The sequence below is a fragment of the Moraxella lacunata genome, assembly GCF_002027545.1.
GTDB classification, from domain to species: domain Bacteria; phylum Pseudomonadota; class Gammaproteobacteria; order Pseudomonadales; family Moraxellaceae; genus Moraxella; species Moraxella lacunata.
In genome coordinates this window covers 1-12,605 of the sequence record NZ_MXAN01000050.1, presented here as the reverse complement: position 1 = coordinate 12,605, position 12,605 = coordinate 1, and the positions used below count along the sequence as shown (strand labels likewise).

At 44.9% G+C, this 12,605-nt stretch carries 16 protein-coding genes; 7 read left to right on the top strand and 9 right to left on the bottom strand.

The annotated features are described in order from the left end of the window. Window positions 1–157: 157 nt before the first annotated feature. Together B5J94_RS07345 and B5J94_RS07340 are read left to right on the top strand one after the other, a co-directional pair. Window positions 158–1,423, top strand: coding sequence for a putative DNA modification/repair radical SAM protein (locus B5J94_RS07345; RefSeq protein ID WP_062498682.1), 1,266 nt, complete (start codon window positions 158–160; stop codon window positions 1,421–1,423). 96 nt (window positions 1,424–1,519) lie between these two features. Then, entirely contained in the window at window positions 1,520–2,344 is an 825-nt protein-coding gene (locus B5J94_RS07340) for a TIGR03915 family putative DNA repair protein (protein WP_062498683.1), read from the top strand. 350 nt (window positions 2,345–2,694) lie between these two features. Here B5J94_RS07340 and B5J94_RS07335 read toward each other — a convergent pair whose 3' ends face one another. The 7 genes from B5J94_RS07335 to B5J94_RS07305 all read right to left on the bottom strand — a co-directional run bounded on the left by B5J94_RS07335 (window position 2,695) and on the right by B5J94_RS07305 (window position 6,381). After that, on the bottom strand, window positions 2,695–3,846 hold the full coding sequence (locus B5J94_RS07335) for a tyrosine-type recombinase/integrase (protein ID WP_062498684.1): 1,152 nt from the start codon (window positions 3,844–3,846) through the stop codon (window positions 2,695–2,697). Window positions 3,847–4,129: 283 nt separating this feature from the next. Continuing rightward, window positions 4,130–4,960: a DUF2303 family protein gene (locus B5J94_RS07330; RefSeq protein ID WP_062498685.1), complete on the bottom strand. Its 831-nt coding sequence runs from the start codon at window positions 4,958–4,960 to the stop codon at window positions 4,130–4,132. A 9-nt stretch (window positions 4,961–4,969) separates the two neighbouring features. Next, on the bottom strand, window positions 4,970–5,302 hold the full coding sequence (locus B5J94_RS07325) for a hypothetical protein (protein ID WP_062498686.1): 333 nt from the start codon (window positions 5,300–5,302) through the stop codon (window positions 4,970–4,972). Between the two features lie 2 nt (window positions 5,303–5,304). After that, on the bottom strand, window positions 5,305–5,556 hold the full coding sequence (locus tag B5J94_RS07320; RefSeq protein WP_062498687.1) for a hypothetical protein: 252 nt from the start codon (window positions 5,554–5,556) through the stop codon (window positions 5,305–5,307). Further along, entirely contained in the window at window positions 5,556–5,852 is a 297-nt protein-coding gene (locus B5J94_RS07315) for a hypothetical protein (protein WP_062498688.1), read from the bottom strand. Before B5J94_RS07315 ends, B5J94_RS07320 begins: the two co-directional genes overlap by 1 nt. Continuing rightward, window positions 5,843–6,190 (bottom strand): hypothetical protein, encoded by a 348-nt coding sequence (locus B5J94_RS07310; protein WP_062498689.1) that lies wholly within the window; start codon window positions 6,188–6,190, stop codon window positions 5,843–5,845. Before B5J94_RS07310 ends, B5J94_RS07315 begins: the two co-directional genes overlap by 10 nt. Then, a complete protein-coding gene (locus B5J94_RS07305) occupies window positions 6,187–6,381 on the bottom strand; it encodes a hypothetical protein (protein WP_062498690.1) in 195 nt (64 codons plus the stop codon). The genes B5J94_RS07310 and B5J94_RS07305 overlap by 4 nt, the downstream gene beginning before the upstream one ends. Before the next feature lie 177 nt (window positions 6,382–6,558). On the opposite strand from B5J94_RS07305, the gene B5J94_RS07300 reads away from it, so the two are divergent. Then, window positions 6,559–6,825 carry a hypothetical protein gene (locus B5J94_RS07300; RefSeq protein WP_062498691.1) on the top strand — a complete coding sequence of 89 codons (267 nt, stop codon included), beginning with the start codon at window positions 6,559–6,561 and terminating at the stop codon, window positions 6,823–6,825. Between the two features lie 144 nt (window positions 6,826–6,969). Here the strand turns inward: B5J94_RS07300 and B5J94_RS07295 are convergent, their stop codons facing one another. Continuing rightward, a complete protein-coding gene (locus B5J94_RS07295; protein WP_062498692.1) occupies window positions 6,970–7,314 on the bottom strand; it encodes a hypothetical protein in 345 nt (114 codons plus the stop codon). Between the two features lie 11 nt (window positions 7,315–7,325). After that, window positions 7,326–7,916: a LexA family protein gene (locus B5J94_RS07290; RefSeq protein WP_143821934.1), complete on the bottom strand. Its 591-nt coding sequence runs from the start codon at window positions 7,914–7,916 to the stop codon at window positions 7,326–7,328. A gap of 137 nt (window positions 7,917–8,053) precedes the next feature. Between B5J94_RS07290 and B5J94_RS07285 the strand changes: the two genes are divergently transcribed. The 4 genes from B5J94_RS07285 to B5J94_RS07270 form a co-directional block, all read left to right on the top strand. Beyond that, on the top strand, window positions 8,054–8,236 hold the full coding sequence (locus tag B5J94_RS07285; protein ID WP_062498693.1) for a hypothetical protein: 183 nt from the start codon (window positions 8,054–8,056) through the stop codon (window positions 8,234–8,236). 39 nt (window positions 8,237–8,275) lie between these two features. Further along, complete coding sequence (locus B5J94_RS07280) at window positions 8,276–9,043, top strand: antA/AntB antirepressor family protein (RefSeq protein WP_228144555.1); 768 nt, start codon at window positions 8,276–8,278, stop codon at window positions 9,041–9,043. After that, window positions 8,925–11,762 carry a DUF5906 domain-containing protein gene (locus tag B5J94_RS07275; RefSeq protein ID WP_228144554.1) on the top strand — a complete coding sequence of 946 codons (2,838 nt, stop codon included), beginning with the start codon at window positions 8,925–8,927 and terminating at the stop codon, window positions 11,760–11,762. The genes B5J94_RS07280 and B5J94_RS07275 overlap by 119 nt, the downstream gene beginning before the upstream one ends. A 415-nt stretch (window positions 11,763–12,177) precedes the next feature. Continuing rightward, window positions 12,178–12,605, top strand: a 428-nt coding sequence (locus tag B5J94_RS07270) for a hypothetical protein (RefSeq protein ID WP_143821933.1), incomplete at its 3' end; no start/stop codon positions are given.

The window sequence follows — 12,605 nt, the reverse complement described above, 5'->3', positions numbered from 1 at the left end:
AAATTGAAAAATTGAAAAATCTCTTGAAATTGAAGTATCACACCCCATTTAATTTAAAATTTTAATAAAATCATAAAGTTATACTCCGATACTAAGACAGTTTATCAACACATATATTTATCAAGTTTTATTTTATCAAGGATTATCATCACCCACCATGACCATTAATTTTGACCGTATCCAAGGCAAGCTTAACATCCTAGCTGACGCCGCCAAATATGACGTTTCTTGCTCATCATCAGGCTCGAACCGCAAAAACCAAGGGGGCTCTCTTGGCAATTCGTCCACATCGGGCATTTGTCACAGTTTTACCGAAGATGGGCGGTGTGTGAGCCTGCTCAAAATCCTATTTACCAATCACTGTATCTATGATTGTAGTTACTGCACGTCAAGACGTAGCCATGATACGCCCCGAGCCGCCTTTACGGTCGAAGAAGTGGTGGATTTGACCATGCAATTTTATCGGCGAAACTACATCGAAGGGCTGTTTTTGAGCTCAGGCATATTCAAAAGTGCTGACTATACGATGGAGCGACTGGTTGAAGTGGCACGGCGACTGCGTGAAGAAGAACGCTTTGGCGGTTATATCCATCTAAAAACCATACCAGGGGCATCGCCTGAGCTTTTACGCCAAGCGGGTCTGTATGCTGACCGCCTAAGTGCCAATATCGAGATTCCGACCATCTCAGGGCTAAAACTGCTCGCCCCCGAAAAAACTCACGACCAACTAAAAGCCCCCATGCAGACGGTCAAAGATGAGATTGTGGTGTTCAAAGACAGCAAAAAACACCACAAAAAAGCCCCCAAATTCGTTCCTGCAGGACAGACTAGCCAAATGATAGTGGGAGCAACGGGGGAGACGGATTTACAAGTGGTGAGTCTTGCCAGTCATTTTTATCAAAAATACGACCTAAGGCGGGTGTATTATTCAGGCTATGTGCCTGTGTTGGCAGACAAAAATCTGCCTGCTCTCTCCACGCCTGTGCCGATGGTGCGTGAAAATCGCCTGTATCAAGCCGACTGGCTCATGCGGTTTTATGGTTTTTCGGCTCATGAGATTGTCACCCCTGACGAGCCTTTTTTGGACTTAGAGTGCGACCCCAAATTGGCGTGGGCGATACGCCACCGTGAGTTTTTCCCCGTGCATATCCAAACTGCTCCCTATGAGATGATACTTCGCATACCTGGCATTGGGGTGAAGACCGCCAAAAAAATCATCAAAGCAAGGCAGTTTCGCACGCTGACTTTGGAGCATATCCAAAAGATGGGGGCGGCGGTCAATCGTGCCAAGTATTTTATGGCGTTGTCGGGCAAAAATGAGCATTTGGCACATTTGACCAAGGATAATTTTAGGCAATATCTTATCGGACAAACTCAAACCAAATTCAAAGATGAACGAACGGGACAGCTTGCTTTGTTTTAAGGTTTTATCAATATGCCCTAAGATGTTTTTATCATATGGGCGTGTAATGGTGTTTGCTTCCTATGATATTTTTATTTTGACAAATTGGGAAATAACTTGGATTTATTAACCCTTGATGATGGCATTACCCTAACCCATGACAGCGATTTTGATGGCTGGCTGACGGCGGTATTTGTCTGCTATGAGCAAAAGTACACAGACAGGGCGACATTGGTGTGTCGTCATCAGTACGCACCGCAGTTTTTTGGCACGGTCATGGACGTAACAACCGACCCTGCCAAAGCCGAACGGGTGCTGACCAAGCTCACCCAAACGCTTGGCAAAGATGGCATCAGACAGCTCATGTGGGCGTACTTATCCGAGTTTGATTATATCCCAAACGTGCTGTTTGGTGTGGTCAAATACGCCCTAGCCAACCCCACAAAAAACATCCTAAAAGACCATGCCCACCCCGATGTCATGACTCTGCACCAAACGGTCAAATCAGTCGGGCGAGAGCGACACCGCATAAAAGCCTTTGTCCGCTTTGAGCATACCACAGACGGGGTGTATTTTGCCAAAATCAATCCCGATTTTAATGTTCTGCCACTCATCACCAATCACTTTAAGGCACGCTATCAAGACCAAGATTTTGCCATTTATGACATCAAGCGGGGTTATGGCATTTTGTCAAGACAGGGCGATACAGACGTGCAAATGATTGTCGGGATTGATGATGATGTATTGGCGGACAGCCGCTCGGTGTGGAGTGATGATGAAGCTCGTTATCAGCGATTTTGGCAGGGATATTTTGCCAATGTAACCATCAAAGAACGTATCAATTCCAAGCTGCACAAGCAGTATCTGCCCGTTCGTTATTGGCGATATCTGTCTGAGAAACAAGTGCGTGGCGATGAAGATTTTTTGAAGAAAAAACGCTGATATTTCCTTCTTTATCAATGGGGTGATTATTAGAATATGATTTGAAAAGCTGTTATGTTTTGGGTTCTTGTCTTATGGAGTGTTTGGTTTTACCTACAAAAAAGACTTAACTCAAAATATGAGCCAAGTCTTTGATGTTTATGGTAATAATTGGTGGAGATGGCGGGAGTTGAACCCGCTCTCATCACGCCTTATCAAATTCTATCAAATTTTAATGATTAAAAATCAACAAGTTAGCTATTTCTGTTTTGATATTATATCATAGTTTTGACGCTTTGTAAGTCAAAAAGTAAGTCAAACTATCCGATTGCCCAGACAAAACAAAAGCCCCCAATTGGGGGCTTATCGTCTTATTTCGTGTTGAGCTTGGCAATCTCTTGTTTGTTCTTGTCGCCGTGCATCCATTTGGCGTACCGCTTCATCAGCATCTGCAGGCTGTGACCGAGCTGGTCGGCAACAAAGACAGGGTTTACACCGTCCATCAGCAGCATTGTTGCATAGGTGTGTCGCGCGTTGTACGCTGGACGGTGTCTAATTCTGCAAGCTTTCATGGCGTCATTGAGTCGCAGTCGTGGCGGTTTTTCATTGAAAAACGGTTCGCCTGTCTCGGGGCAAATCAGCACATATTGACTTGGCTTGCTATGGTCGCGCAACTCTTTTAAGTGTTCGATGGCACGCATTGAGCGCTCGTTAAGATACAGCGTGCGTGCCTTGTGCGTCTTAGTGACCGACTTTTCAATGTCGCGCACACGGCTCTGATGGATGTGGAGTGTGCCATTAAACCAGTCCACATCATCCCATTTTAGCGCAAGCATTTCGCTCGGTCGCATACCAGACCAGAATGCCAGCTCGTAGTACCAATAATACAAGCGGTCATCATCTTGCATATTGGCGTCCAGCCATGTCAGCAGGGCGGTCATTTCGTTCCGCGTAAAAGGGTCAGGCAAATCAATCTGTACTTTTTTGTTTTTAATCAGATTAATCGGGTTTTCGGTAATTAGCCGAGCCTCGATCGCCGACTGAAACACACCGCGCAACGGCGTCAGGCAGTTATTGAGCGTCTTTGCCGTCTTAAAATCACGCTTGATAATCAGACCGCGCAACATGTCTACATCAATCTGAGTGATGGGCACCAGTGCTAAGTCAGGCATCCAGTGATGCTCCAAGATGCGTACATAGCCTTTTTTGGTGTCTAAGTTGGCATCGCAATGAGTTAAAAACCGCTGAGCGACCTCTTGAAACAGTACACCGTTGGTGATAATGCTGTCTTCGACCGCCAGCCCTTTGGCTTTGGCAATATCATCATCGGTTAAGATACCCCATTTTGCCTTTGTGATTAATTCACTTCTAATTTTAGCGGCTGCGCTGATACCTTCCGCAGTCGCTGGGTGTGGTAGGGTGATGCGGTAGGCATGTCGGCGGTGGTTAAAGTAGATTTGTACGCAGTTATTTCTGATCCGCACGCCTGTTGGTAGCGTTTGTTTGCTTGTTCGCTTAGCCATTGATTGTATCCCCGTAAAGAGTAATATACATTGCCATCTTGTTTAGTCCACACCACATCCTCAGTCCAGTTGCGTTTGCGGTGTGGCAGTTTGTGCTCGTCGATGCCTGTCAGCTCAGCAAACTTGCTGGCAGTTACCCAATCGATGGGGACAAGCCCCATCTCGGCTAATACAGCAGTCAGTTCTTCCATCTTTTTTACCTCACAATCTTACCATGTGCTTCGCTAATTCTCGCGTTACATAAATACAGCCACAAACCTCGTGGCTGTATGCTTTTCCAAAATCAACCTTGAAATTTACCAAAGAACAAGCAAAATTCAGAATCCAGCTTATCTTTGACCGCTTGCAAAAAGTCATTCGCCAACTCTTCGGTCAAAAGCTCATAACCTACGATGGACAGCGTAAATTCAGGCTTGCCATTGGCGGTGTTGATAGACAATCTAAGCCGTACGGTTTTTGGCTCGCTTAGGGTCTCATACAGCGTGTTTTTGATTTCAAAATACGCTGGCAACAGCCCTGCTTGCGATTTGACCGCCACCGTTTCAAGCCGTGAGCGAGACTCTCTAAAATTACCGACTTGGCTCGTGCTTTCGGCAAGCTCGTCAATTTTCATGTCTCGGATAACAGCGATGGCTTTTTTCATCGGGATCTCTTCGCCATTTTCGTCCAAAGCAACAAACTGACCACCCCAATCTTCTAAGAACGCCGCAAAGTCTTTTTGGCTGACACGCCCATAATTATGCAAACCAGTGATTTTTTTATACACCTTGGTCGGCTTGGCGGTCAGTGCCGCACAAAAATCACAATGCCCCATCGGATAATTGTCATCGCCAAAGTTCAGCACCGCCATCGCTTCCATCGCTGATTTGTCAATAAAAATCTCAGTATTTGCTGCCGTGCCATGCACTTCAACAAATTCACCGAATGAATCCAAATCATCAGTGCTAAATGTGCCACGCTTACGAGTGCGAGCGTCAAGAAATCTATCAATATTACCAAGCTCAATGTTGCCGTTATAGGCAATGCCATTGTCGCCAAATTTAAGGATGTCTGGACGTGTTAAGTCGGCAATGACTGCTAAGTCAGACTCGTGATTTTCAAAAATGTTTGACATAATAAGCTCCTATGCTTCGTGACCAAAAAGTTGATTTTCATAAAACAGACTTACCCTGCCGTCCGTGTGGCAATACATGGACGTTTCACGGGCATAGTCTTCTTTGCGTGTGCCAAAGGTCTCAGGGGCGGTGTAGTCGAGCTTATGCTTGACTTGGATTTGACCCATGCCTTTCTCGCCAATGGGACTGAGATCAAAGGTTAGTTTGATTTGACCTTTTTTTCCCGTGGCGACCACTTGACTGCACACATCGCTGATGGCAACACCGATTTGTTCGGCAAAGGCACCAGCGGTCAAGTCTGTGATAAATTCACAGGTGTCGGTTGCTTTAAATTCACTCATCTTTATCCTCCGAGTGGTTGGTTACGTTGATTGGTTTGATAAAATTTACCGTCTTTTTCCACCGCCACCAGTGCCAGCACTCGCATGGCGGTCTTATAAGACATACCAATTTGTCTTTGTGTATTTGCCACCGTCAGCCCTGTCGGGTTGCGTCTTAGTAGCCGTTGTGCTTTTAGACAAAATTCATTAAAAACAAGCTCTTGTCGCTCTTGGCAAAAAAGCCGAGCGTCCATCGCCATTGATGGTCTGCTCATCACACACCCCTTTGTTTTTCATAAATATTAAAAATAAACGCCATGGCATCTGCCAAAAATAGGCGCTCGCTTGGCAGTACTTGCTTATCGTTAATCTCACGCACATGGTTAGACAGCCACGACAGATAGTTATAGACCGCAAAAAGGGCGGACAAATCCATCTCGCCACCGCTCGCCACACTGCGTTCATAAGTCAAAAGATGAGCGATGGCATTGGCTTTATAGATTTTGGCGTGGGCGGTAGTAAAGCTGATTTTGGCAAGTTCACGGCGGATTTTGGCGATTTTTAATACCATCTTCTGCCCCCTAGATATTTGGCGAGATACGCCCTTGCTTCCACACCTTCGGTCTCATAAATGGTGCGGACTGGGGCGTGGTGTTCATAGGTTACTGACGGCATAACACCAACAAAGCTAACACCCCAACCAAGTTTATCCCCCGCCGCCACCGAATAGCCCACCGCTCGGCTGACAATCCCAAAGTCACCATCCTCATCCACCACCACATCAAGCGGTAACAGCTCTTTGCCCGAGATAGCACACTCATCATCGCTAAAACGGTCAAGCTCGCTCATACGTATCAAAAGTGTGTCAATGATAGGACTTGCTCCATTGTCTGCTTGTTTAGGTTTCATCTGTACTTCTCCACATCACACTTGATGGGGTGTCCGTCCGCTTGCCATGATAGGCACTCTTGATAGTCCACTTGTGCCTGCTTTTTTAGGGCAATGTCGCACCCACGCATTGACAGCAGGGCAAAAAGACCAATCATCGCTGTTTTTAGGATAAATTCGCCCATGGTGGCGGCCAGTTTGTGAGTTGTCATAAATAATTAGCTAAGTTGTTGTGATGGGAATATAATACACAATATGAAAATATTGTGCAAGAAATTTTTTAACAAAATGTTAATTTTATATGCTAAAATATTCACAAGATAACAAAAAACCGCCCTGACGGACGGTTGATTAAATTGTAACAAAGTGTGTATTTTTAAGGAGACTTAATGAACAATATGATTGTGTGGGCTATGCTTGTTTTGTTAAATATGTGTGTCCTAACCTGCCTTGCCTATTATTGGGGCTATCAAAAAGCCAAAGCCAAAAAATTTGTAGAGATTGGCACGGTAGACACACTCGCCCAAGATGCACTAAACCGTACATTGATAAAAGTAGGACGAGATGATAAAGTGAATGTTGCCGATATTGAGCGGTATATTGCCATCATAAATAAAGGCGAAGCAACGCTGATCAATTTGGATAGGTATCTTTAATCAACGGTTACGGGGTGTAATATGTTTGATGTGATTGTGGCAATCATGAATGAGCCAATACCATTTTGGTTATCTCTGCTGTTTTATTATCTTGGTGGCTGGATATTTTATCAGCTAGGCAAGTCCAGACAGAAGCGAATATCGTCAAAACAGCAGCTTATCCATCGCCCAAATAAGCAAAGGTACAAGCAATGAACCAAGCACCCATTTGCTGTTTTCGCTGTCTTTGAGCCATTTGATGGATTTGTCCCAAATGGTGGATTGCAATGTTTGCAGATGTTCCCTGCCAGCTGGTGTAATCTCACAACATTCTAACAGCTCGCTACCGTCTGCCATGTCGGTAATGACACTATCCACCCAGCCTTGTGCTGTCATATCCTTAATGTGCAGAATAAGTGTGTCATAAGGCATGGTGCGTAGAACATGGTCAATGCCTTGTCGCCCATGCTCTGTTAGTGCCTGCAAAATATTTTTTGTTTTAGAGCTCATCTTAACCACCCCTACACCAACCTTCTCTTATATTCCACCGCCACCCCAAGCACGGTAAAGGCTTGATGACGGCTGTCTATCACAGGGTAGTCATCATTCTCCGCCACAAGGTGCGTATAGGGCGTGCCGTGCTCATCAAATCCTTTTGGGCGGTACTTGCGGAGCATTTTTTTGCCCTGGCAGTCCACATACACATAATTGCCCGCCTGTGCTTCTTTTTTGGCATCTATTCGCACACAGTCGCCGATGGCGAACGCAGGAAACATATCGTTGTTTATAATCGTTAGCCAATCATCACCCCCAGTTAGCTGACTGGCGTAGTTACTCACCACCGATTGACTGACCGAACCGCCAATATAGCCGTGTTGGTTATTGACTTGGTTTTGAATAGACCGCTCCCCTGTAGCAATATAATGAGCATCTAAACCATAAATTTGAGCAAGGGCAATAATCTTATCGTGGGCGATACCCCGCCATCGCCAGTTGGTTACCGTTGCAGGCTTAACCTGTAACTTTTTGGCAATCTCAATATTTTTATCTTTGACAAATTCACGGAACCGCACAAAAGTTTCGTGTTCTTTTTTTTCTACTTGTTTTGACATTGTCAGCCCCAAGCCAAAAGCCACTCATTTTGTTAATTATACACAATATGAAGAGAAATTGCATTCAAAGTTGCTTGTAATAAATTTTCATATTGTGTATAATTATATAAACAAATTGAAAGTATCGGAGCAATCCAATGACAGATAAAGAATTGATTGAAAGACTAGGGGGCGTGTCATCCGTGGCACGCTTTTTAGGGCGTAACTACAATACGGTTTATAACTGGACTTACAGGGGCATCCCATCAAAGGTAAAGTTAGACAACCTTACCTATTTTACCAGTGTCAGCCCACAGACCCCAAAAAAATCAGATGATTAAAAGCAAAAGCCCCAAGTTCTGCGAAAACTAGGGGCAAAAATGCTTAAATTGCACAATAAGCGAGATTATTATATGACAAACCTACCCCAAATTCAACCCCACGATACACTCATTCAAGCGGTAAACGCTCGTGAGTTACACGCATTTTTAAAAAGCCGTCAAGATTTTTCCACATGGATAAAAAATCGCATTGCCGATTATGATTTTGTGGAAAATCAAGACTTTGTCCGCTTCCATAAAAAAATGGAAGCCAATAATGCCACCTTGATTGAGTATGCCATCACCCTAGACATGGCAAAAGAACTCTCCATGGTCGAGCGTAACGAGCAGGGTAAGATGGCTCGCCGTTATTTTATCGAGTGTGAGCGTGTGGCTCGTCAGCTCATGACTGCCCCCATGCCAGTCCGCCCTACCACGCCCACACTGTCCAAGGCGGATTTTGCCATTTTACAGACGGTCGTGCGTGATTTGTCAGCACAGATGGCACACCCAAAGGCGAGCGAGCTTGCGATTTGGGCGAGACTGCGTGCCGTGTGCGATGTGTCCAGCATTCACAACATCCGTTATGGCGACATGTGGACGGTGCAGGGCGAATTATCACGCATTGGGCGTATTTTGCGTCCTTATGCTGATTTTCGCAAATCCACCGAAAAAACACTCATCAAACGCATTTGTCTAGGCGATCACAATGCTGCATGGGAAGCCATTCAAGTCATGGACGATACAGCAGACGGATTTTCACTGCTTGCCGATGACAGGGTATTTTGTGCTTTGGAGCGTTTGGCATTGGGGGTTGGTTATGAATGAAAAACGCCCACCCTTAGACTTTGATTATATTAAATCCCAAGCAAATGGGTATTGGCTTAGCCGTATTTTTCCTGCCGTGGGCATTAAGCTCAAAGGCAACGGCAAAAAACACCAACCCTGCCCCTGTTGTGGCGGTAAAGACCGTTTCCGCTGTGATGACAAGCAAGGCAACGGCACTTGGATTTGTAATAACTGCGGTGCAGGCAACGGCATTGACCTTGTCATCAAATACACAGGGCAGTCGGTGCGTGATGCTTATGAGACCGTTGCTGGCGTGCTTGGCGTTGATGGCGGTCGTGCAATGAGCGATGCCGACAAAGCCAAATGGCAAGCCGACAAGCTCGCCCGTGAACAAAAAGAAAAACAAAACAAGAAGTTGCAATGGAAAAAGGTTGCCGATACCGCTTATAGCCGTTTTATTGCCGCTAGTCCAATAATGGGCAAAACGCACGCCTATCTTACCAAAAAGGGCATTGCCGACATTGCAAATACGGGCAAGGCAGGGGTTAAGCTGGATAAAAGGGGTAATTTGTTAATTCCTTTGTATTTTCACAATTACAAAACAGGCATCAAAACCCTGTGCAATATCCAATCCATTGACAAAGACGGCAAAAAACTGTTTATCAAAGATGGCTTGGTTGGCGGTGCATTTTGCACACTTGGCAACCCTGCCGACACAGGCACCCTTTTAATTTGTGAAGGCTATGCCACAGGAGCGAGCCTGCTTTTGGCGACAGGCGGGCAATATGCCGTCATTGTGGCATTTAATGCCAAAAATATGGAAAAAGTCGCTCCTACACTACGCCAGCTTTACCCCAATCATTGCCTGTTGTTTTGTGGCGATGATGACAAAGCCACCGCTCAAAAGACAGGCAAAAATGACGGTATTCATTCTGCCACCACTTCGGCTCAAATGACGGGCGGTGCGTGGATTAGTCCCAACTTTAAAGGCGATACTCGCACAGATGTGGGCGAGCTGACCGATTTTAATGATTTGCACCTAGCTTTTGGGCTTGACGAAGTAACCGCCCAAATCAACACCGCCCTTGCCAATTACCAAACGGTCATAATCAATCACACCCCACAAAATACCCCTACGCCCCAAAATCAAGCGGTTGCCCAAAGTCAGCCAGTAACTAAGCCAAATACCGATAAAGAGCCAGTCAAGCCAATCCTTGCTCCTGCTGATAGCGAAAAATTAAAGACAGTCTTAAAAGACTTTGCCAAAATCGTGAATAACGGTAAAATGAGTAATAAGGTGTATGACCTTGTACAAAAAATGGAATACACCAAAACCCAGTTTACCCACAAAGTCGGCAAAAAAGTGGCAGACGCATTCTTTTTGCACGACACGGCAACGATTGAGCAGTCCGATGTGGACAACCAAAGACGGGGCAAGGCAGACCAAAGCATTAGCGGTATGCTTGAGCGTTATGCTTTGATTTTTGGCACAAAAGAGATTTGGGATAATCGCCTAAAAACCCGCTTTTTAGCCGAAACAATAAGAATGGCACACCCTAACGAATTTGATGTTTGGCTCAAATCGCCAAGCCGTGCCACCATCTCACCAGAGAATATCTGGTTTGATCCATCGGATGACAAAAGACCTGCGGGCATTGATAGTCCTGTTAATGGCAAAGATTATATCAACAGCTTTGCAGGACTTGCCCTAAATGGCTTGGACGATGATGGTTTGACCTATGATGAATGTTACACCAAAGCCAAGCCTATCACGGATTTATTGTTGCACTTGTGCAATGGCGACCACGCTATTTTTGTGTGGGTAATGCGTTGGCTTGCCATACCCTTGCAAAACCTTGGTACAAAAATGGACACCGCCCTTATTTTTCATGGAGCTTTACAAGGTGCAGGCAAATCTATGTTTTTTGACAAAGTCATGAGTGCGATTTATGGTGAGTATGCTGTAACGCTCGGTCAAGGTCAGCTTGAAGAGCAGTATAACGAATGGGTTGTGGATAAAATGTATGCCGTCTTTGAAGAGATTTTTAGTGGTAAAGACCGTTACGCCCACATGGGCAAAATCAAACAGCTTATCACAGGCAACAAGATTTACATTTCAAAAAAATACTCAAACGGCTGGGTGCAGGACAACTATGTGAATTGCGTGTTTTTATCTAACGATATTATGCCTTTACAGTTGGAGCAAGGCGACCGCCGTTTTATGGTCGTCAATCCAAGCCAGCTTATATCAAGCGAGTTACGCCAAGCCGTGTCCGATGCCCTAGACGACCCACACAAAACCGTCATCCGGGCGTTTTTGGCGGTACTCATGAACTACGACTTAGGCGAGCAAAACGCCCACACCCACCCACCAATGACAAAGGCAAAAGAACGCTTGATTGGTGTCTCTATGCCAAGTTGGGAGCGGTTTTTTAGAGACTGGCAAGCTGGCATTTTACCTATTGGTTTTAACACCGCTCCCACCCACGAACTGTATATGGCTTACAAAATGTATTGCCACAGAAACGGCGACACAGCAGTGGGCAAAAACAAATTTTGTGCCTATATCAACGCCCAACAAGGTATAGACACCGCACGACTTTGGTATCGCTTACCCCAAAACCGTCAAGTCCACAAGCAAGCCACTTGGGTTGTTATTGGCGAGATTGGCAATTATCAAGGCTCAAGAGAACTTTGGCTTGGCTATCGCTTTAATGGGTTTAAAAATGACATTGAGCGGAGTGATTGGTACTCTTAAAACAAAGTCTTACACAAACGAAAGTCTTGCACAAAACAAAAACCCTTGTAAAATAAACACTTAACAAAACCTAGTGCAATACTCAAAAAGTCCTGCACAAAGTCCCGCACAAAGCCCTAAGCCTTGATATTCAAGGGTTGGGGCTTTTGTTTGTGCAGGACTTTTAATTTTTAACCCAAAACCTTTATAGGCTTAAATAATTTACTAACCAAATAAGCATTTATGCCAAATCTTAAATTTAAATTTATCTCTATAATAGTTTTGTATAAAAGTCAAAAAGTCCTGCACAAAGTATTGTTGCAATCCTTATAAATAAAGGACTTGGGTTTTGTGCAGAACTTTGTGCGGTAGTACAAAACTTGACACACATTTTGCACACCGCCTATAATAACCAAGAAAACAAAAGGAAATCCCCATGAAACACAACGCCCATAAAATCCCCAAAGACCAGCTTGTTGCCGTTGCCGAGTCTTTTGCAGGGGTCAGCCGATTTGCTGACGCTTGTTATCGTTATTACTATTACCACGACCAAGCCAGTCGTGATTTTCTGCTGTCATCATTGGCGGTAGAGTTTGCCGAATATCTGACCAAGATACCTGCCAAACATCATCAATCCATTATTGCCACCGCCCTGATAGAGATAAGCTACCCCCAAAAAAATCTTAGTCGCTCTACTTTTTGTGCAAAAGAGCGGGCTTGTTGTATGGGAATTAGTCGCCGTCAATACTATAACTTAAATGCAGGTGAAGCCATTGATAACATCATTGGCAATATCACAGGTATTGCCAAAGTTGTCGCTGGTAAGATTCGTGAACAGCTTGGATTGACTTCCTCCCCTCCCTA

Bases quoted from the DNA above. Each gene is read 5' to 3' on its own strand.
- B5J94_RS07345 (WP_062498682.1), top strand. From the start codon at position 158: ATGACCATTAATTTTGACCGTATCCAAGGCAAGCTTAACATCCTAGCT.
- B5J94_RS07335 (WP_062498684.1), bottom strand. From the start codon at position 3,846: ATGGCTAAGCGAACAAGCAAACAAACGCTACCAACAGGCGTGCGGATC.
- B5J94_RS07330 (WP_062498685.1), bottom strand. From the start codon at position 4,960: ATGTCAAACATTTTTGAAAATCACGAGTCTGACTTAGCAGTCATTGCC.
- B5J94_RS07325 (WP_062498686.1), bottom strand. From the start codon at position 5,302: ATGAGTGAATTTAAAGCAACCGACACCTGTGAATTTATCACAGACTTG.
- B5J94_RS07320 (WP_062498687.1), bottom strand. From the start codon at position 5,556: ATGAGCAGACCATCAATGGCGATGGACGCTCGGCTTTTTTGCCAAGAG.
- B5J94_RS07315 (WP_062498688.1), bottom strand. From the start codon at position 5,852: ATGGTATTAAAAATCGCCAAAATCCGCCGTGAACTTGCCAAAATCAGC.
- B5J94_RS07310 (WP_062498689.1), bottom strand. From the start codon at position 6,190: ATGAAACCTAAACAAGCAGACAATGGAGCAAGTCCTATCATTGACACA.
- B5J94_RS07305 (WP_062498690.1), bottom strand. From the start codon at position 6,381: ATGACAACTCACAAACTGGCCGCCACCATGGGCGAATTTATCCTAAAA.
- B5J94_RS07300 (WP_062498691.1), top strand. From the start codon at position 6,559: ATGAACAATATGATTGTGTGGGCTATGCTTGTTTTGTTAAATATGTGT.
- B5J94_RS07295 (WP_062498692.1), bottom strand. From the start codon at position 7,314: ATGAGCTCTAAAACAAAAAATATTTTGCAGGCACTAACAGAGCATGGG.
- B5J94_RS07290 (WP_143821934.1), bottom strand. From the start codon at position 7,916: ATGTCAAAACAAGTAGAAAAAAAAGAACACGAAACTTTTGTGCGGTTC.
- B5J94_RS07285 (WP_062498693.1), top strand. From the start codon at position 8,054: ATGACAGATAAAGAATTGATTGAAAGACTAGGGGGCGTGTCATCCGTG.
- B5J94_RS07280 (WP_228144555.1), top strand. From the start codon at position 8,276: ATGCTTAAATTGCACAATAAGCGAGATTATTATATGACAAACCTACCC.
- B5J94_RS07275 (WP_228144554.1), top strand. From the start codon at position 8,925: ATGCTGCATGGGAAGCCATTCAAGTCATGGACGATACAGCAGACGGAT.